This window comes from Rhodopseudomonas sp. BAL398 (assembly GCF_033001325.1).
In the GTDB taxonomy this organism is placed as follows: Bacteria; Pseudomonadota; Alphaproteobacteria; order Rhizobiales; family Xanthobacteraceae; genus JARJEH01.
This window is the reverse complement of sequence record NZ_CP133111.1, coordinates 1,325,089-1,343,748: the sequence shown is the minus strand read 5'-3', so window position 1 is coordinate 1,343,748 and position 18,660 is coordinate 1,325,089. Positions and strand designations below refer to the sequence as shown.

The following is an 18,660-nucleotide window of genomic DNA, read 5'->3' as shown; positions in this document are numbered from 1 at the left end:
TGTCAGACGCACCATGGGGCCGAGTCGGTTGCGGGTTCCGCGCCGGCCGGTCCCATAACCTGATCCCGTGAAATCGTTGTCGCGCCAATGACCAATGCCGGATTCGTCCATCTGCACGTTCATTCAGCCTATTCGCTGCTGAAGGGCTCGATGAAAGTTCAGCGGCTGGCTGAATTGGCCAAGGCCGATCGGCAGCCGGCGCTGGCCTTGACCGATACCGACAACATGTTCGGCGCGCTGGAATTTTCTGAAAAGCTCGCCGGTTACGGCATTCAGCCGATCGTCGGCTGCGAATTGGCGATCGATTTCGGCGACCAGGACCCCAATGCCCGCAATGCGCTGGCACCGGCGCGCATCGTGCTGCTGGCGACCCGCGAGCGTGGCTATCGCAGCCTGATGAAGCTGAATTCGCGGGCGTTTCTGGAGACGCCGATCCATCAGGCGCCGCATATCAAATTCGAGTGGCTGCAAGGCGAGGCCGAAGACGTGATCGCGCTGACCGGCGGTCCGGAAGGGCCGATCGCGCTCGCGCTCAATGCCGATCAGGCGGGGTTGGCGGCGCTGCGCTGCGACCGGCTGGCGCAGATGTTCGGCGACCGGCTCTATGTCGAGTTGCAGCGCCACGGCACCGACAATGAGCGCCGCGCCGAAGCCGGCCTGATCGATCTGGCCTATGCCAAGGGCCTGCCGCTGGTCGCGACCAACGAGCCGCATTTTGCCGCCGCCGACGATTTCGAGGCCCATGACGCCTTGCTCTGCATCGCGGCCGGGCGGCTGGTCGCCGAATCCGATCGGCCGCAGCTCACGCCCGATCATCGCTTCAAGACCCGGGCCGAAATGGCGGTGCTGTTCGCCGACCTGCCGGAGGCGCTGGCCTCCACGGTGGAGATCGCCGAACGCTGCGCATTCCGGCCGCGCACCCACAAGCCGATCCTGCCGCGCTTCACCGTCGGCGCCGATTCCGACGCCGCGGCTGCCGCGAGCGGCGAAGTCGATGTGTTGCGGGCCCAGGCCGAGGAGGGGCTGCGCAACCGGCTCAAGGTGCATGGCGTGTCGCAAGGCATGACCGAGGAGGACTACCGCGCCCGGCTGGCGTTCGAACTCGACGTCATCACCCGGATGAACTACGCCGGCTACTTCCTGATCGTGTCCGACTTCATCAAATGGGCCAAGGCCCAGGGCATTCCGGTCGGCCCGGGCCGCGGCTCCGGCGCCGGATCGCTGGTCGCCTATGTGCTGACCATCACCGATCTCGATCCAATCCGCTTCGGCCTGCTGTTCGAGCGCTTCCTCAATCCGGAACGCGTCTCGATGCCGGATTTCGACATCGATTTCTGTCAGGACCGCCGCGGCGAAGTCATTACTTACGTGCAGGAGCGCTACGGCCGCGACCAGGTGGCGCAGATCATCACCTTCGGCACGCTGCAGGCCCGCGGTGTGCTGCGCGACGTCGGCCGCGTGCTGCAGATGCCCTATGGCCAGGTCGATAAATTGACCAAGCTGGTGCCGCAAAATCCTGCGGCGCCGGTGTCGCTGAAGCAGGCGATCGAAAGCGAACCGAAGCTGCAGGCGTTTCGCGACGAGGACGCGGTGGTGGCGCGGGCCTTCGACATCGCGCAGCGGCTCGAGGGCCTGACCCGCCACGCCTCGACCCACGCCGCCGGCATCGTCATCGGCGACCGGCCGCTGAGCGAGCTGGTGCCGCTGTATCGCGATCCGAAATCCGACATGCCGGTGACCCAGTTCAACATGAAATGGGTCGAGCCCGCGGGGCTGGTCAAATTCGACTTCCTTGGCCTGAAGACGCTGACCGTGCTCGACGTCGCTGTGAAGCTGTTGAAGCAGCGCGGCGTCGTGGTCGATCTGCCGACACTGCCGCTCGACGACGCGACGAGCTTCCAGATGCTGGCCAAGGGCGACGTGGTCGGCGTGTTCCAGGTGGAAAGCCAGGGCATGCGCCGGGCCCTGGTCGACATGCGGCCCGACCGTTTCGAGGACATCATCGCGCTGGTGGCGCTGTATCGGCCGGGCCCGATGGCGAATATTCCGACCTATTGCGCCCGCAAGCACGGCGACGAGGAGCCGGAATATCTGCATCCGATGCTGGAGCCGATTCTGAAGGAAACCTTCGGCGTCATCATCTACCAGGAACAGGTGATGCAGATCGCCCAGGTGATGGCCGGCTACTCGCTCGGCGAAGCCGATTTGCTGCGCCGCGCGATGGGCAAGAAGATCCGCGCCGAGATGGAGAAGCAGCGCGCCATCTTCGTCGCCGGCGCGATGAAGAATGACGTCACCAAGGCCCAGGCCGATACCATCTTCGACCTGTTGGCCAAATTCGCCGATTACGGCTTCAACAAGAGCCACGCCGCGGCCTATGCGCTAGTGTCGTACCAGACCGCCTATATGAAGGCGCATTATCCGGTCGAATTCATCGCCGCGTCGATGACGCTCGACATTCACAACACCGACAAGCTGTCGGAATTCCGCGCCGAGGCGCAGCGGCTGGGCATCAAGGTCGAGCCGCCCTCGGTCAGCCATTCGGGCCCCACCTTCGAGGTCAGCAACGGCACCATCTATTACGCGCTGGCCGGCCTGAAGGGCGTCGGCGCCCAGGCGGTCGAACTGATCGTCGCGGCGCGCGAGAAGGGGGCCTTTACCTCGCTGGCGGATTTCGCCGCCCGGGTGAATCCGCGCGCCATCAACAAGCGGGTGATCGAGAGCCTGGCGGCGGCGGGTGCGTTCGACACGCTGGATTCCAACCGCGCCCGGGTATTTGGCGGCGCCGAGGCGATCCTGGCGGCCTGCCAGCGCGGCCACCAGGCCGCCACCATGGGGCAGAACGACATGTTCGGCGGCATGGCCGACGCGCCCACCATCATGCTGCCGCAGATCGAGGCCTGGCTGCCGGCGGAGAAGCTGCGCCGCGAATATGACGCCATCGGTTTCTTTCTATCCGGCCACCCGCTCGACGATTACGCCACCGCGCTGAAGCGGCTGCGGGTGCAGTCCTGGGCCGAATTCTGCCGCGCGGTGAAAAGCGGCGCCACCGCCGGCAAGGTCGCCGCCACCGTGGTGTCGCGGATGGAGCGGCGCACCAAGACCGGCAATAAGATGGGCATTATGGGCCTGTCCGACCCGACCGGGCATTTCGAGGCGGTGCTGTTCTCGGAAGGGCTGGCGCAATATCGCGACGTGCTGGAGCCCGGTGCCGCGGTGCTGCTGCAGCTCGGCGCCGAATTGCAGGGCGAGGATGTTCGCGCCCGGGTGCTGCATGCCGAGCCGCTGGATGCTGCCGCGGCCAAGACCCAGAAGGGGTTGCGGATCTTCCTGCGCGACACCAAGCCGTTGGATTCGCTAGCCAAACGCTTGCAGGCGCCGGACGCGATGGGGGCCGGCGGCAATGTCGCGATCGTGCTGCGGCTCGATCCGCTGACCGAAGTCGAATTCGAGCTCAAGGGCCGCTTCCAGGTCTCCCCGCAGGTGGCCGGGGCGATCAAGGCGGTCAGCGGCGTCGAGCACGTCGAATCGCTGTGAGCGGCCGGGCAGGGTGAATGTCGAGTCTGCGGCCCGCGCAGACGCCGGATTGCCTTGCTTCTGCGCAGAATCCAGCTATATACCGCGCCATCTCACACGGAAGCATGGCTTAACCGCCGTCCGGTGGCATCCGGGCCGCGCTGCAGGCTTATCTGCAGCAAGGCTTGTTTGCTCACACGCTTCCGGAGGAACCAACCGGAGAATATCACGATGGCGCTACCCGAATTTTCAATGCGTCAGCTTCTCGAAGCTGGCGTTCACTTTGGTCACCAATCGCACCGCTGGAATCCGAAGATGGCAGAGTACATCTTCGGCGCCCGCAACAACATTCACATCATCGATCTGGCGCAGACCGTGCCTTTGCTGCACCGCGCGCTGCAGGCGATCAGTGACACCGTCGCCAAGGGCGGCCGGGTGCTGTTCGTCGGCACCAAGCGTCAGGCGCAGGACGGCGTCGCCGAAGCCGCCAAGCGCTCGGCGCAGTACTTCGTCAATTCGCGCTGGCTCGGCGGCACGCTGACCAATTGGAAGACGATTTCCGGATCGATCAAGCGGCTGCGTCATCTCGACGAGGTGCTCAATTCCGGCGACGCCAACGCCTACACCAAAAAAGAGCGACTGACGTTGCAGCGCGAGCGCGACAAGCTCGATCGCTCGCTCGGCGGCATCAAGGACATGGGCGGCCTGCCGGATCTGATCTTCGTGATCGATACCAACAAGGAAGACATCGCGATCCAGGAGGCCCAGCGGCTCGGCATTCCGGTGGCGGCGATCGTCGACACCAATTGCGACCCCAAGGGCATCACCTATCTGGTCCCCGGCAATGACGATGCCGGTCGCGCCATCACGCTGTATTGCGATCTGATCGCCCGCGCGGTGATCGACGGCATTTCGCGCGCCCAGGGCGATTCCGGCATGGATCTCGGCGCGGCGATGCAGCCGCTGCGCGAGGACGTCCCGGTGGTGGTTGCGACCGAGCCGGTCGCGTTCCAGGGTCTTGCGGGTCCGCGCGGCACCGCCGATGACCTCAAGAAGCTGACCGGTGTGTCCGGCGAGATCGAGAAGAAGTTCAACGATCTTGGCATCTTCCATTTCTGGCAGCTGGCCGAACTGGATCACGACAATGCGCAGAAGATCGGCGAAGAGGTCGGCCTGCCGAGCCGCGCCGATGCCTGGGTTGCCCAGGCCAAGGCGATGACCGCCGAAGCGGAATAACGCTCGACGTTGCGGCCGGGCCCCGGCCGCAACGTTCCGTCTTCAAAATCTCCTATAAATTCCTGATGGTGGACCGCGGGCCGTGGCTGCGCCGGGTTCGCCCTGACAGGCAAAGGACGTATTAGCGATGGCAACGATTACCGCTGCGATGGTCAAGGACCTTCGCGAGACCACTGGCGTCGGCATGATGGATTGCAAGCAGGCGCTGACCGAAAATGACGGCAACATGGATGCCGCGATCGACTGGCTGCGCAAGAAGGGCCTGTCGAAGGCCGCCAAGAAGGCCGGCCGCGTCGCCGCCGAGGGCCTCATCGGCGCGCTGACCGAGCGCACCAAGGGCGTCGTCGTGGAAGTCAATTCCGAGACCGATTTCGTCGCCCGCAACGAGCAGTTCCAGGGCCTGGTCAAGATGATCTCGCAGGTGGCGCTGAAGGTCGGCGCCGACGTCGACAAGATCAATGCCGCACCGGTCGGCTCGTCGACCGTCGCGGCCGCGATCGCCGACGCGATCGCCACCATCGGCGAGAACATGACGCTGCGCCGCGCCGCCCAACTCGAAGTCACGCATGGCGTGGTGGCGAGCTACGTGCATAACGCGGTGATCGATGGCGCCGGCAAGATGGGCGTGATCGTCGCGCTGGAATCCACCGGCAAGACCGACGAGCTGAACGCGCTCGGCAAGCAGCTGGCGATGCATGTCGCCGCCACCAACCCGCAGGCGCTCGATCCGTCCGGCCTCGATCCGGAGCTGGTGCGCCGCGAGAAGGACGTCATGGCCGACAAGTATCGGCAGCAGGGCAAGCCCGAGGCGATGATCGAAAAGATCGTCGAGAACGGCCTGAAGACCTACTTCAAGGAAGTCTGCCTGATGGAGCAGGCGTTCATCCATGACGAAAAGGGCAAGTCGGTCGCGCAGGCGGTGAAGGAAGCCGAAGGCAGGGTCGGCGCGCCGATCAAGCTGACCGGCTTCGTGCGCTACGCGCTCGGTGAGGGCATCGAAAAGCAGACCTCCGACTTCGCCGCCGAAGTTGCGGCTGTCAGCGGCCAGAAGTAATCGCGGAAACGATCTCCCGGCCGCTGCGGCCGGGAGTTGCACTCTTCGAACGGAACCGATCGCATCATGGGTGAGCCGGTCTATCGTCGCGTCGTGGTCAAGCTGTCGGGCGAATATTTCGCCGGGGCTCAGTCCTACGGCATCGACCAGCCCACCATCGACCGCGTCGCCGGCGATCTGATTGCGGCCCGGCAGCTCGGCGTCGACATCGCCGTTGTGGTCGGCGGCGGGAATATTTTTCGCGGCGTCGAAGTCTCGTCGCGTGGCGTCTCGCGGACCACCGGCGACACCATGGGCATGCTCGCCACGGTGATGAATTGCCTGGCGCTCGCCGAAGCGCTGGAGCGGCACGGTCAATCGGCGCGGACTTTGTCGGCGCTGTCGATGCCGGAAGTCTGCGAATTGTTCACCCAGGCTGCGGCCGCGCGCTATCTCGCCGAGGGCCGGATCGTCCTGCTCGCCGGCGGCACCGGAAATCCATTCTTTACGACTGATACCACCGCGGTCTTGCGTGCCGCGGAAATCGGCGCCCAGGCGGTGCTCAAGGCCACCAATGTCGATGGCGTCTACAGCGCCGATCCGAAGCTCGATCCCGCCGCGACGCGGTTCGACAGTCTGACTCATTCCCAGGCGCTGCAAGGCGGCTACAAGGTCATGGACGCGACCGCTTTCGCGCTTGCCCGCGAGACGTCGCTGCCTATCATCGTGTTCTCGATCGCCGAGCCTGGTTCGATTGGCGCGGTGCTCGGTGGAGCAGGCCGCGCGACCGTCGTGGCGGGCTGACATCGGTGGCCGCGTGCCCCGATCAATGAATAAGAATTGTGAAGGAGAGTAGGATGCCATTCGACATCAATGATTTGAAGCGCCGGATGGACGGCGCCACATCGGCGCTGAAGCATGAGCTCGGCGGCCTGCGAACCGGCCGCGCGGCGTCCTCGATGCTGGAGCCGGTTCAGGTCGAGGCCTATGGCAGCCATATGCCGCTGAATCAGCTGGCGACCGTGAGCGTGCCGGAGCCGCGGCTGCTGTCGGTCCAGGTCTGGGACAAGTCGATGGTGAAGGCGGTGGAGAAGGCGATCGTCGATTCCAATCTCGGCCTCAGCCCGGCCACCGAAGGCACCGTGCTGCGGCTGCGGATTCCGGAACTCAACGAGGAGCGCCGCAAGGAACTGGTCAAGGTCGCCCATAAATACGCCGAGGCCGCCCGCGTTGCGGTGCGTCATGTGCGCCGTGACGGTCTGGACACCATCAAGAAGCTCGAAAAGGCCCACGAAATTTCCGAGGACGACCAGAAGCGGCTGGACGGCGAGGTGCAGAAGGCGACCGACAGCACGATCTCCGAAATTGACCAATTGCTCGCGAGCAAGGAAAAGGAAATTCTGACGGTTTAGGTTGGGCGACTGACGGGATCGGCCACGGCGGCGCGATTCGTCCCAAAAAGGCATGCTTGGGCAATTTGAAATCGATACAGTCTAAGCGTGCCTGGAATCAGACTTGGCCGCGCGGGGTGGCTCACAGGCCCATCAAGGCGCTGATGGGGCGCGCTGACAAGTTCCGTAACCCGTTGATCTGGACTATTTCTTGCGGCCATTGGGAAGCCTCTTCGCGGGAACACGCTTTGGGAATTGACCTATGTCGAACGCTGCCGCGCCCGCGCCTGACCGATCGGACCTGTCCGAGACGCCCGCGCATGTCGCCATTATCATGGACGGCAATGGACGCTGGGCGGCAGCCAGAGGTCTTCCGCGGGCCGAGGGGCACCGCCGCGGCGTCGAGGCGCTGCGCCGCGTGGTCCGCGGCGCCAATGAGCTCGGCATCCGCTATTTGACGATCTTCTCGTTCAGTTCGGAAAACTGGTCGCGGCCGGCGACCGAGATCGGCGACCTGTTCGGCCTGCTGCGGCGCTTCATCCGCAACGATCTGGCGTCGTTGCATCGCGACGGGGTGCGAGTCCGGGTGATCGGCGAACGCGAGGGGCTGGAGCGCGATTTGTGCGCCTTGCTCGACGAAGCGCAGGAGCTGACCCGCAACAACACCAAGCTCAATCTCGTCGTCGCCTTCAATTACGGCTCGCGGCAGGAGATCGCCAACGCCGCGCAGCGTCTGGCGCGGGAGGTCGCGGCGGGAACGCGCGATCCCGCCAGCATCGACGTCGAAACCCTGGGGCGATATCTCGATGCGCCGGAGATTCCGGATCCTGACCTGATCATCCGCACCAGCGGCGAGCAACGATTGTCGAATTTCCTGATGTGGCAGGCGGCGTACAGTGAACTGGTGTTCGTGCCGATTCATTGGCCGGATTTCGACAAGGCCGCGCTGGAAAGCGCGATCGCCGAATATGCAAGGCGGGAGCGCCGATTCGGCGGGCTGGCCGCGAAAACAGGATCGTGACGGGCGTGAACCAGGACAACGCGGCGCCAGCGCCGGCGGCCGAGCAAGGTTCGCGAAACCTGTTGATGCGCGTGGGCACCGCCCTGGTGCTGGCGCCGGGGTCGGTCGCTTTGGCCTATATCGGAGGCTGGCCCTGGGCGATCCTGGTGACGCTGGTGGCGATCGGGCTCTATGTCGAATGGCTGACCGTGGTCGGTGCCGGCAAAAACTGGCCTTTGATCGGTACCGGGAGTCTTGCGCTGGCGGGGGGCGGGATCGGTCTCGCGCTGGCCCGGCTCGATGCCTCGCTTGCCGCAATCGCCATCGGACTGGTGGCGGTCGGATTGTCGACCCCGGCGCCGCGGCGCTGGGCCGTGACCGGCTTTTGCTACGCCGCTGCGGCGCTGTTTGCCTCAATTCTGCTGCGCAACGATCCGGACCATGGTTTTGTCGCGCTGATGCTGATCCTGTTGGTGGTGTGGGTCACCGATATCGGCGGCTACTTTGCTGGCCGCGGCATTGGCGGCCCGAAATTGTGGCCCCGGGTCAGCCCGAAGAAGACCTGGGCCGGTGCCATTGGCGGATTTGTCGCCAGCCTGGCGATCGGGGCCGGCTTCGCCGCCTTCGGATTCGGAAAATTCGCGCCGCTTCTGATACTTGCCGCGGTTCTCTCGACCGTGTCACAGCTCGGCGACCTGTTCGAATCGGCGGTAAAGCGGCAGTTCGGCGTCAAGGATTCCAGTCACATCATTCCCGGCCATGGTGGACTGCTCGATCGGCTCGACGGCTACGTCGCGGCGGCGGTGTTCGCCGTCCTGTTCGGCGCGCTGCGGGGCGGGGTGGATGGCGTCGGTCACGGTCTTATGGTTTGGTGAAAATATGAGCGCAGTCCCTTTACGTAACGCCAAGAGCACCGCGGCCGGCGTCCGCTCCATCACCGTGCTGGGCGCCACCGGGTCGATCGGCGACAGCACGATGGATCTGCTGCGCGCCGCGCCCGAGCGTTATCAAGTCGAGGCGCTGACCGCCAATCGCAACGTCGAGGGGCTCGCCAAGCTGGCCAAGGAGTTCGGCGCGCAGTTCGCGGCGGTGGCCGACGAGTCGCTGCTCGGCGAGCTGCGCGACGCGCTGGATGGCACCGGCATCGCCTGCGGTGCCGGCGAAAGCGCCATCATCGAGGCGGCCGAGCGCCCTGCGGATTGGATCATGGCCGCGATCAGCGGCGCCGCCGGGTTGAAGCCCGCATTGGCGGCGGTCGACCGCGGCACCACCATCGCGCTGGCCAACAAGGAATGCCTGGTGTGCGCCGGCGATTTCTTCATGACCCGCGCGCTTGCCGCCGGCGCCAATATCCTGCCCGCGGATTCCGAGCATAACGCCCTGTTCCAGGCCTTGAGTTCCGGCAACCGTCACGAGCTGACCAAGGTGATCATCACCGCCTCGGGCGGCCCGTTCCGCACCTGGGCCGCCGCCGATATCGAACAGGCCACTTTGGCGCAGGCGCTGAAGCATCCGAACTGGAGCATGGGGCAGAAGATCACCATCGATTCGGCCTCGATGATGAACAAGGGGCTGGAAGTGATCGAGGCGGCGTATCTTTTCGCGCTGTCGCCCGAGCAGATCGAGGTGCTGGTGCACCCGCAGTCGATCATCCACGGCATGGTGGAGTTTTCCGATCGTTCGGTGGTGGCGCAGCTCGGCGCGCCGGACATGCGGATTCCGATCGCGCATTGCCTGGGCTGGCCGGACCGGATCGTCGGCCGCGCCGCGACACTCGACCTTGCCAAGATCGGCCAGCTGACCTTCGAAGCGCCGGATTTCGACCGGTTCCCGGCGCTGCGCCTGGCCTATGAGGCGCTGCGCACCGGGCAGGGCGCCACCACGGTCTATAACGCCGCCAATGAAATCGCCGTGGCGGCGTTCATCGCCCAGAAGATCCGCTTCGGCGCGATCACCAGGCTGGTGGAAGACACGTTGAACGCCTGGATCAGGGCCGGAAATCTCGCGCCCCTGAATTCGGCCGACGACGCCATCGGCGTTGACCATGCGGCGAGAAAAATGGCCGCCACCCTATTGCCTCAAATTGCCGCAAAGGCATCCTAGAGCATGGGGAACAGAGCCGTCGGTTCTGCTTGAGGGGAATGGGATGGCCGATATTTTTCTAAACGGTTTCAATACGTTAAGCCACGGAATCGTGGGTTACGTGGTGCCGTTCCTGTTCGTGCTGACGATCGTGGTGTTCTTCCACGAACTCGGCCATTTCCTGGTGGCGCGCTGGAATGGCGTCAAGATCCTGACCTTTTCGCTCGGCTTCGGCCCGGAACTGATCGGCTTCAACGATTCCCACGGCACCCGCTGGAAGATCTCCGCGGTGCCGCTCGGCGGCTACGTCAAGTTCTTCGGCGATGACAGCGAGGCCAGCACGCCGTCCGGCGAATCGCTGGCGAAAATGACCGCCGAAGAACGTGCCGGCAGCTTCCACCACAAGCCGGTGGCGCCGCGCGCGGCGATCGTCGCCGCCGGCCCAATCGCGAATTTCATCCTGGCGATCGTGATTTTCACCTGCCTGTTCACGTTTTTCGGGGTGCCGAACACCTCGGCGCGGGTCGACAAGGTGCAGGCCGGCAGTCCGGCCGCGACCGCCGGGTTCCAGAGCGGCGACGTCGTCGTGGCGATCGAAGGCAATCCGATTCGCAACTTCACCGAGATGCAGCGCGCCGTCAGCGTCGAGGCCGGGGAGCCGCTGACCTTCACCGTCAAGCGTGGCGATTCCACCGTCACTTTGCGGGCGACTCCCGAAATGCGGGAACTCAAGGATAGTTTCGGCAATGTCCACCGGCAGGGCGTGCTCGGCATCAGCCGCTCCACCGCGGCCGGCGAAGTCACCACCGAGCGGGTCGATCCAGCCACGGCCTTCGTGATGGGCGTTAAGGAGACGTGGTTCGTGGTCGACCGCACGCTGTCCTATATTGGCGGCATCTTCACCGGCCGTGAGGCCGCCGATCAGCTCGGCGGGCCGCTGCGAATCGCCCAGATTTCCGGCCAGGTCGCGACCATCGGATTCACCCCGCTGCTGCATCTGGCTGCGGTGCTGTCGATCTCGATCGGATTGTTGAACCTGTTTCCGGTGCCCTTGCTCGATGGCGGTCATCTTTTGTTCTATGCGGTCGAAGCCGCGCGCGGCCGGCCGCTGTCGGAGCGGGCGCAAGAAATGGGCTTCCGAATCGGCCTCGGACTGGTGCTGATGCTGATGGTGTTCGCGACCTACAATGACATCTTGCACCTGGCGTCGTCGTGACTTTGATGGCGAACGTGGCCGATAGGCAACGTATTGGAATGAAATTGAAATCGCATTGCGAATGGTCGTTTGCCCTCCCGGCGAAATTGTCTACAAGCAATGCAATGAATGGGATTCTGTCGAGGCACAGGCTTCGCTTCGGCACTGGAATGACAAGGGCGCTTGGCGCATGAATGTGAGATTGCGAGTGTTAAAGAGGGGCCTCGTTGCCGCTCTGATGGGTTTCGCCATTCCGGTCGCCGTTACCGCGACCGCGTCGATGGTGACTTCGCCCGCTGCCGCGCAAACCGCGGCTTCGATCCAGGTTGAGGGCAACCGGCGGGTCGAGGTCGAGACCATTCGCTCTTATTTCAAGCCAGGTCCGGGCGGTCGCCTCGACAAGGGGCGGATCGATGATGGCCTCAAGGCCTTGATCGAGACCGGCCTGTTCCGTGACGTCAAGATCAACCAGGTCGGTGGCCGGCTGATCGTCTCCGTGGTGGAAAACCCGGTGATCGGACGCGTGGCGTTCGAAGGCAACAAGAAGATCAAGGACGAGCAGCTCTCGGCTGAGATCCAGTCCAAGCCGCGCGGGACGCTGTCGCGCCCGATGGTGCAGTCCGACACCCTGCGGATCGCCGAAATCTATCGCCGCTCGGGACGTTACGACGTCCAGGTCACCCCCGAGGTGATCGAGCGGCCCAACAACCGTGTCGATCTGGTCTTCACGGTCGTCGAAGGTGCCAAGACCGGCGTCAAGTCGATCCAGTTCATCGGCAACAATGCCTATTCGTCCTATCGGCTCAAGGACGTCATCCGCACCCACGAATCCAATTTCCTCAGCTTCCTGGCGTCGGGCGATCTCTATGATCCCGATCGCGTCGAGGCTGATCGCGACCTGATCCGCCGCTTCTATCTCAAGCATGGCTATGCCGATGTGCAGGTGGTCGCCGCGCTGACCGAATATGATCCCGAGCGCAAGGGCTTCCTGGTCACCTTCAAGATCGAGGAAGGTCAGCAGTACCGGGTCGGTTCGGTGGAGTTCCAGTCGAGCATTCCGACGTTGGACGGCAATTCGCTGAGCAGCTTCTCGCGCGTCAGCGTCGGCTCGCTGTACAACGCCGAAGCGCTGGAGAAGTCCGTCGAGGAGATGACCGTCGAGGCATCGCGGCGAGGCTACGCCTTCGCCACGGTGCGCCCGCGCGGCGACCGGAATTTCCAAGATCATACCGTGTCGATCGTGTATTCGATCGAGGAGGGCGCACGCACCTATATCGAGCGCATCAATATCCGCGGCAATACCCGGACACGCGACTATGTGATCCGCCGCGAATTCGATATTTCGGAAGGCGATGCCTATAACCGGGCGCTGGTCGACCGCGCCGAGCGCCGGCTGAAGAATCTCGACTTCTTCAAATCTGTGAAGATCGTCACCGAGCCCGGCTCGTCGACCGACCGCGTCATCCTGGTCGTCGACCTCGAGGAGAAATCCACCGGCGACTTCTCGGTCTCGGGTGGCTACTCCACCAGCGACGGTGCGCTGGCCGAAGTCAGCATCTCCGAGCGCAACCTGTTGGGAACCGGCCTGTTCGCCAAGGCGACGGTGCAGTATGGCCAATATGCCCGCGGCTATTCGCTGTCGGTGGTCGAACCCTATCTGCTCGACTATCGGGTCGCGCTCGGGCTCGACCTGTACCAGCGCGAGCAGAAGGCCAACAGCTACATTTCCTATACGACCAAGACCCTCGGCTTCAGCCCGCGCCTCGGCTTCGGTCTGCGCGAGGATCTGGCCTTGCAGATCCGCTATTCGATCTACAAGCAGGACATCGAGCTGCCGAACTACCTCAACAATTGTAACAACAATCTGGGTAGCTCGTCCTACTTCCCGACCCCCGCTTTCATCAATTCGGGCAATCCGAACAACACCGGTTACGGAGCCTACGGCTGTTACGGCGACGGCGAAGCCTCTCTGCCGGTTCGCATCGGCCTGGCCGGTGGCACGGTCTGGACCTCGTCGATCGGCTATACCCTGACCTACAACACGCTCGACAACACCAAGAACCCGACCGACGGCCTGTTGATCGACTTCAAACAGGACTTCGCCGGCCTTGGCGGCGACGTGAAGTTCATCAAGTCGGCCTTCGACGCGAAATACTATGCGCCGCTGGTGTCCGACATTGTCGGCCTGGTCCATCTGCAGGGCGGCAACCTGTCGACCTATGGTGGCAATCAGCTGCGCATGCTGGACCATTTCCAGATGGGGCCGAACCTGGTTCGCGGCTTTGCACCCAATGGCATCGGCCCGCGTGACATCGGCATCTATGCGCTGAACGGCGAGGGCGGCGACGCGCTGGGCGGCACCAATTATTGGGGAGCATCGGCCGAATTGCAGATGCCGTTCTGGTTCCTGCCCAAGGAAGTCGGCTTAAAGGGCGCGGTCTATGCCGACGCCGGCTCGCTGTTCGACTACAAGGGCCCGACCTCCTGGGGGCTCACCAACGAAGTCAATGCGCCGGGCTGCGTTCCGGCCAACCAGAGCTCGGTCGGGACCTGCGCAGGCTTGCAGTATGACAACAGCAATGTGGTTCGGACCTCGGTGGGTGTCGGTCTGATCTGGGCCTCGCCGTTCGGCCCGCTGCGGTTCGACTACGCGATCCCGATCACCAAGGGTAAGTACGACCGGGTGCAGGAGTTCAAGTTCGGCGGCGGGACCTCGTTCTGAGGTCTCGGCGATGGGCCGGGCCGCGACGGACGGTATGGCACAGCCGAGTTTCTTGAAGCCTCCGCCACCGATGAGCCTTGCTGATTTGGCCAAGATTGCAGGGGCGCATCTGATCGATGCGTCCCGCGGCGGTCAGCGCATCACCGGGCTGGCCTCGCTCGACGAGGCCGGACCGATCCACCTAACCTTCTTCGATAACGCCAAATACGCCGCACAGCTGGCCGCGACCCTGGCCGGCGCCTGTCTGGTCAACGAGCGCTTCGAGGCGGCTGTGCCGCCACACGTCGCGGTGCTGCGCGTCGCCGATCCGCTGCTGGCCTTCGTCACCGTGGCGGGCGAACTGTATCGCGAGCGGCTTTCACCGCAATCTTGGTTCGGCATTGTCGGCATCGCGGCCTCCGCGGTGGTGGATCCGACCGCGCGGTTGGAAGACGGCGTGGCGATCGATCCGTTGGCGGTGGTTGGACCGGGCGTCGAGATCGGCGCCGACAGTGTGATCGGCTCCGGAGTGATCATTGGCGCCAATGTTCGGATCGGCAGGGGCTGCCGGATCGGACCGGCCTGCACCGTTCAATCCGCCTTGATCGGCAACAATGTCGTGCTGCAGCCGGGATGCCATATCGGCCAGGACGGCTACGGATTTGCGTTCGCCCCGGAGGTCGCGGCGCGGTTGCCGCATCTCGGACGGGTGCTGATCCAGAATGACGTCGAGATCGGCGCCGGCGCGACGATCGAGCGCGGGAGCATGCGGGATACCGTGATCGGGGAAGGCAGCAAGATCGACAGCCAGGTCCGGATCGGGCACGATGCCGCCATCGGGCGGCTGTGCCGTCTCGGCGCACAGGCGAGCCTGGCCGGCTCGACGACCCTCGGCGACGGGGTCGAGCTGGGAGCCGCCTCACAAATCCGCAGTCACGTTCGAATTGGTGACGGCGCCAAGGTTGTGCCGGCACGCATTATCGACGAAGACATAGCCGCCGATCAGCCTCTGCCGCAGGGGGCCGTAGCGGCACGGAGCAATCCGGCAGGCAAGGAATCAAACTGATGGATGCAGCGGTTACTTTCGAGACGGTCGATATCAACGCAATCATGAAAGCGTTGCCGCATCGCTATCCGTTCCTGATGATCGACAAGATCGTGAATGTCCGCAGTGATTACAGCGGAATCGGCATCAAGAACGTGACCGTCAACGAGCCTCCCTTCATGGGGCACTTTCCGGAACGCCCGGTGTTTCCGGGCGTCCTGATCGTCGAGGGCATGGCGCAGACCGCCGGTGTGATCGTCATCCTTTCGGTGTCGGGCACCGAAAAACCGGGCGCGGTGTATTTTCTCACCATCGACAAATGCAAGTTCCGCAAGCCGGTGCTGCCCGGCGACACGGTCGAGTACCACATGCGCAATATCGGTCGCCGCAAGGACATGTGGTGGTTTCACGGCGAAGCCAAGGTCAATGGCGTGGTCGTCGCGGAAGCCGACGTCGGCGCAATGTTGACGGACTGATCGCAGCCATGAGCAAGATTGATCCCACCGCGCGGGTTGAAGACGGCGCCACGATCGGCGACGGCACATCGGTCGGCCCCTATTGCATGATCGGGCGCGACGTCGTGATCGGCGCCAATTGCAAGCTGATCGGCCATGTCCACATCACCGGCCACACCAGCATCGGCGATGGTTGCACGATCTACCCGTTCGCCTCGCTCGGCACGCCGCCGCAATCCTTGGGCTACAAGGGCGAGCCGACCAAACTGACCATCGGCAATGACTGCACCATTCGCGAATCCGTGACGATGAATCTCGGTACCGCCAGCGGCCGTGGCGTGACCCGGCTCGGCGACCGCGCCTTCATCATGACCGGCAGCCATATCGGCCACGACTGCATCGTCGGCAATGACGTGATCTTCGCCAATACCGCGACGCTGGCCGGGCATTGCGAGGTCGGCGATTACACCTTTATCGGCGGCGTCACGGCGCTGCAGCAATTCGTCCGGATCGGGCCGCAGGTGATGATCGGCGGGCTGAGCGGTGTGCGCGACGACGTCATCCCCTATGCGCTGGCGCGCGGCGCGCCGGCGCGTCTGGAGGGGCTGAACATTGTCGGGATGCGACGCCGCAAGATCAGCCGCGAGCGGCTGACGCTGATCAGGGCGTTTTTCGACGAGCTGTTCCACCGTCCCGGATTGTTTGCGGATCGGCTGCAAAGCGTGCAGCATCGCGGCGACGAGGATCCGGCAATCGCCGAGATATTGACCTTCATCAGTGGCGGCAAGCGTCCGCTGTGCATGGCGGCGGATGGCGCCGCCGACGCCTGACCTCGCAACGCAAGGCGGCCGATGATCGATCAAGTTTGCACGATAAGCTCGCCGGTCGGTGTGATCGCCGGCGGCGGCGTGCTGCCATTCGCGGTCGCCGATTCGTTGTTGGCGCGCGACATCACCCCGACGCTGTTCGCGCTGCGCGGCTTTTGCGATCCCGAGCGGGTCGCGCGATTTCGGCACCACTGGATTTCGCTCGGCCAGTTCGGTCGGCTGAAACGGCTGCTGCGCGCCGAAAACTGCCGCGATCTGGTGTTCATCGGCTCCCTGGTGCGGCCGTCGCTGCTGCATGTGCGGTTCGACTGGGGAACGGTTCGGGTCCTGAGCGGCATTCTGGCGGCCTATCGGGGCGGTGACGATCATCTGCTGTCCAGCATCGGCCGGATTTTCGAACGCGATGGTTTTCGCTTGGTCGGCATCAAGGACGTCGCTCCCGATTTGCTGATGCCGCCAGGCAGCCTCACGCACACCACACCCGATGCCGGTCAACTGGCCGACATCGCCAAGGCGCGAGCGGTGCTGGCGGCGCTGGGTCCGTTCGATATCGGGCAGGGGGCGGTGGTGATCGACGGGCATGTGGTGGCGCTCGAGGATATTGGCGGCACCGACGCGCTGCTGGCCAATGTGGCGCGGCTGCGTGCATCCGGGGCGATCCAGGCCAGGATACGCCGTGGCGTATTGGTCAAGGCGCCCAAGAGCGGCCAGGATCTGCGCTTCGATCTGCCGACACTGGGGCCGCGGACCATCGAGGGCGTCGCGGCCGCCGGCCTTGCCGGCATCGCCGTTGTCGCCGGCAATACGCTGGTCGCCGACTCCCAGATGACGATCGAGGCCGCCGACAGAGCAGGCCTGTTCATTACAGGCCTGACCGCATGACATCGCCGACATCCGCATCCGACGCCGGGGCACCGACCAAGCCCGAGGGCGTTCGTAAGCTGTTCCTGATCGCGACCGAGGAATCCGGCGACCGGCTTGGGGCGGCGCTGATGACGGAGGTGAGGCAGCGATTGGGCGATGCGGTGCGGTTCGAGGGTGTCGGCGGGCAGGCGATGGCGCGCGAGGGACTGGTCTCGCTGTTTCCGATCGAGGAATTGTCGATCATGGGCCTGTCGGCGGTGGTCCGGCAACTGCCGATGATCCTGCGCCGGATTGCCGAGACCACCGATGCGGTCCATCAGGCGGCGCCCGACATCCTGGTGATTATCGACAGTCCGGATTTCACCCATCGGGTGGCGCGCCGCGTCCGCGCCCGCGATCCGTCGATACAGATCGTCAATTATGTGTCGCCGACGGTGTGGGCATGGCGCCCCGGACGCGCCCGCAAGATGCGCGGTTATATCGACCACGTGCTGGCGCTGCTGCCGTTCGAGCCGCAGGCCTATCGCGAGCTGCGCGGTCCGCCTTGCAGCTATGTCGGACATCCGCTGGTCGAGCAGATCGATACGTTGCGGCCGAACTCGCAGGAGCAAGCGCGGCGCGCGGCGCAGCCACCGGTGCTGGTGGTGCTGCCGGGCAGCCGGCGCAGCGAGATCGCGCATTTGATGCCGGTGTTCGGTGAGGCGCTCGGCCTGCTGCTGGCGAAGAGCCAACCGATCGATCTGGTGCTGGCGACGCTGCCGCATCTGCAGGACGCGGTCACTGCCGCGGTGAAGACCTGGCCGGTGCAGCCCAGAATCGTCGTCGGCGACCACGACAAGAAGGCGGCGTTTCGGATCGCGCGCGCCGCGCTGGCGAAATCCGGCACCGTCACGCTCGAAGTGGCGATTGCCGGGGTTCCGATGGTGGCGGCGTATCGGGGCGGCGCGATCGAGGCATGGATCGCCAAGCGGGTGATCCGCTCGGCCTCGGTGATCCTCGCCAACCTCGTGGTCGGCGACAATGTGGTGCCGGAATTGCTGCAGGAGGCCTGTACGCCCGAAGCGCTGGCGGCGGCGTTGCAGGATGTGCTCGCCGACACCCCGCAGCGGCAGCGCCAGCTCGACGGCTTTGCGCGGATCGACGTGATCATGTCCACCGGCGAGCAATCGCCGAGCGCCCGCGCCGCCGACATCGTCCTGGGGCTGTTGTCCACTTGATGTTCGAGCCGCTTCGTCGCGGCGCGGCAGGCCTCAGAGCAAATCGGCGAACCGCGGGGCGGTTCGCCGATTGATGGTGTGTTGGACTCGGGCGCCGA

Annotated in this window: 15 protein-coding genes; all 15 read left to right on the top strand. The window is 64.5% G+C overall.

Annotated features, from left to right (window positions below; translation table 11 throughout):
* The first annotated feature begins 87 nt into the window (after nucleotides 1-87).
* Nucleotides 88-3,537 carry a DNA polymerase III subunit alpha gene (gene dnaE / locus RBJ75_RS06375; RefSeq protein WP_276156193.1) on the top strand — a complete coding sequence of 1,150 codons (3,450 nt, stop codon included), beginning with the start codon at nucleotides 88-90 and terminating at the stop codon, nucleotides 3,535-3,537.
* A 210-nt stretch (nucleotides 3,538-3,747) separates the two neighbouring features.
* The gene (locus tag RBJ75_RS06370; protein ID WP_044417665.1) at nucleotides 3,748-4,752 is read left to right on the top strand and encodes a 30S ribosomal protein S2; all 1,005 of its coding nucleotides are present in this window, start codon (nucleotides 3,748-3,750) and stop codon (nucleotides 4,750-4,752) included.
* A 127-nt stretch (nucleotides 4,753-4,879) separates the two neighbouring features.
* Entirely contained in the window at nucleotides 4,880-5,806 is a 927-nt protein-coding gene (tsf, locus tag RBJ75_RS06365) for a translation elongation factor Ts (protein ID WP_044417667.1), read from the top strand.
* A 66-nt stretch (nucleotides 5,807-5,872) separates the two neighbouring features.
* The gene (pyrH, locus tag RBJ75_RS06360; RefSeq protein ID WP_044417669.1) at nucleotides 5,873-6,589 is read left to right on the top strand and encodes a UMP kinase; all 717 of its coding nucleotides are present in this window, start codon (nucleotides 5,873-5,875) and stop codon (nucleotides 6,587-6,589) included.
* 53 nt (nucleotides 6,590-6,642) lie between these two features.
* Complete coding sequence (gene frr / locus RBJ75_RS06355; protein WP_044417671.1) at nucleotides 6,643-7,197, top strand: ribosome recycling factor; 555 nt, start codon at nucleotides 6,643-6,645, stop codon at nucleotides 7,195-7,197.
* Between the two features lie 241 nt (nucleotides 7,198-7,438).
* Nucleotides 7,439-8,197 (top strand): isoprenyl transferase, encoded by a 759-nt coding sequence (locus RBJ75_RS06350; RefSeq protein ID WP_044417673.1) that lies wholly within the window; start codon nucleotides 7,439-7,441, stop codon nucleotides 8,195-8,197.
* 5 nt (nucleotides 8,198-8,202) lie between these two features.
* Nucleotides 8,203-9,051: a phosphatidate cytidylyltransferase gene (locus RBJ75_RS06345; RefSeq protein ID WP_276156248.1), complete on the top strand. Its 849-nt coding sequence runs from the start codon at nucleotides 8,203-8,205 to the stop codon at nucleotides 9,049-9,051.
* 4 nt (nucleotides 9,052-9,055) lie between these two features.
* Nucleotides 9,056-10,279 (top strand): 1-deoxy-D-xylulose-5-phosphate reductoisomerase, encoded by a 1,224-nt coding sequence (gene dxr / locus RBJ75_RS06340; RefSeq protein WP_044413288.1) that lies wholly within the window; start codon nucleotides 9,056-9,058, stop codon nucleotides 10,277-10,279.
* A gap of 43 nt (nucleotides 10,280-10,322) precedes the next feature.
* Entirely contained in the window at nucleotides 10,323-11,474 is a 1,152-nt protein-coding gene (rseP, locus tag RBJ75_RS06335) for an RIP metalloprotease RseP (RefSeq protein ID WP_044413290.1), read from the top strand.
* A gap of 169 nt (nucleotides 11,475-11,643) precedes the next feature.
* The gene (gene bamA, locus RBJ75_RS06330; protein WP_044413321.1) at nucleotides 11,644-14,175 is read left to right on the top strand and encodes an outer membrane protein assembly factor BamA; all 2,532 of its coding nucleotides are present in this window, start codon (nucleotides 11,644-11,646) and stop codon (nucleotides 14,173-14,175) included.
* A 34-nt stretch (nucleotides 14,176-14,209) separates the two neighbouring features.
* Nucleotides 14,210-15,220, top strand: a complete 1,011-nt coding sequence (lpxD, locus tag RBJ75_RS06325) for a UDP-3-O-(3-hydroxymyristoyl)glucosamine N-acyltransferase (protein WP_080901085.1) — start codon at nucleotides 14,210-14,212, stop codon at nucleotides 15,218-15,220.
* On the top strand, nucleotides 15,220-15,675 hold the full coding sequence (fabZ, locus tag RBJ75_RS06320) for a 3-hydroxyacyl-ACP dehydratase FabZ (RefSeq protein ID WP_044413292.1): 456 nt from the start codon (nucleotides 15,220-15,222) through the stop codon (nucleotides 15,673-15,675). Before lpxD ends, fabZ begins: the two co-directional genes overlap by 1 nt.
* 8 nt (nucleotides 15,676-15,683) lie before the next feature.
* Nucleotides 15,684-16,484, top strand: coding sequence for an acyl-ACP--UDP-N-acetylglucosamine O-acyltransferase (gene lpxA / locus RBJ75_RS06315; protein ID WP_044413295.1), 801 nt, complete (start codon nucleotides 15,684-15,686; stop codon nucleotides 16,482-16,484).
* A gap of 21 nt (nucleotides 16,485-16,505) precedes the next feature.
* Entirely contained in the window at nucleotides 16,506-17,363 is an 858-nt protein-coding gene (locus tag RBJ75_RS06310; protein WP_044413297.1) for an LpxI family protein, read from the top strand.
* Entirely contained in the window at nucleotides 17,360-18,562 is a 1,203-nt protein-coding gene (lpxB, locus tag RBJ75_RS06305) for a lipid-A-disaccharide synthase (protein WP_044413299.1), read from the top strand. Before RBJ75_RS06310 ends, lpxB begins: the two co-directional genes overlap by 4 nt.
* Nucleotides 18,563-18,660: the final 98 nt, after the last annotated feature.

What these genes read in the sequence shown, in the direction of transcription:
- dnaE (WP_276156193.1), top strand. Translation starts at nt 88, where the DNA reads ATGACCAATGCCGGATTCGTCCATCTGCACGTTCATTCAGCCTATTCG.
- RBJ75_RS06370 (WP_044417665.1), top strand. Translation starts at nt 3,748, where the DNA reads ATGGCGCTACCCGAATTTTCAATGCGTCAGCTTCTCGAAGCTGGCGTT.
- tsf (WP_044417667.1), top strand. Translation starts at nt 4,880, where the DNA reads ATGGCAACGATTACCGCTGCGATGGTCAAGGACCTTCGCGAGACCACT.
- pyrH (WP_044417669.1), top strand. Translation starts at nt 5,873, where the DNA reads ATGGGTGAGCCGGTCTATCGTCGCGTCGTGGTCAAGCTGTCGGGCGAA.
- frr (WP_044417671.1), top strand. Translation starts at nt 6,643, where the DNA reads ATGCCATTCGACATCAATGATTTGAAGCGCCGGATGGACGGCGCCACA.
- RBJ75_RS06350 (WP_044417673.1), top strand. Translation starts at nt 7,439, where the DNA reads ATGTCGAACGCTGCCGCGCCCGCGCCTGACCGATCGGACCTGTCCGAG.
- dxr (WP_044413288.1), top strand. Translation starts at nt 9,056, where the DNA reads ATGAGCGCAGTCCCTTTACGTAACGCCAAGAGCACCGCGGCCGGCGTC.
- rseP (WP_044413290.1), top strand. Translation starts at nt 10,323, where the DNA reads ATGGCCGATATTTTTCTAAACGGTTTCAATACGTTAAGCCACGGAATC.
- bamA (WP_044413321.1), top strand. Translation starts at nt 11,644, where the DNA reads ATGAATGTGAGATTGCGAGTGTTAAAGAGGGGCCTCGTTGCCGCTCTG.
- lpxD (WP_080901085.1), top strand. Translation starts at nt 14,210, where the DNA reads ATGGCACAGCCGAGTTTCTTGAAGCCTCCGCCACCGATGAGCCTTGCT.
- fabZ (WP_044413292.1), top strand. Translation starts at nt 15,220, where the DNA reads ATGGATGCAGCGGTTACTTTCGAGACGGTCGATATCAACGCAATCATG.
- lpxA (WP_044413295.1), top strand. Translation starts at nt 15,684, where the DNA reads ATGAGCAAGATTGATCCCACCGCGCGGGTTGAAGACGGCGCCACGATC.
- RBJ75_RS06310 (WP_044413297.1), top strand. Translation starts at nt 16,506, where the DNA reads ATGATCGATCAAGTTTGCACGATAAGCTCGCCGGTCGGTGTGATCGCC.
- lpxB (WP_044413299.1), top strand. Translation starts at nt 17,360, where the DNA reads ATGACATCGCCGACATCCGCATCCGACGCCGGGGCACCGACCAAGCCC.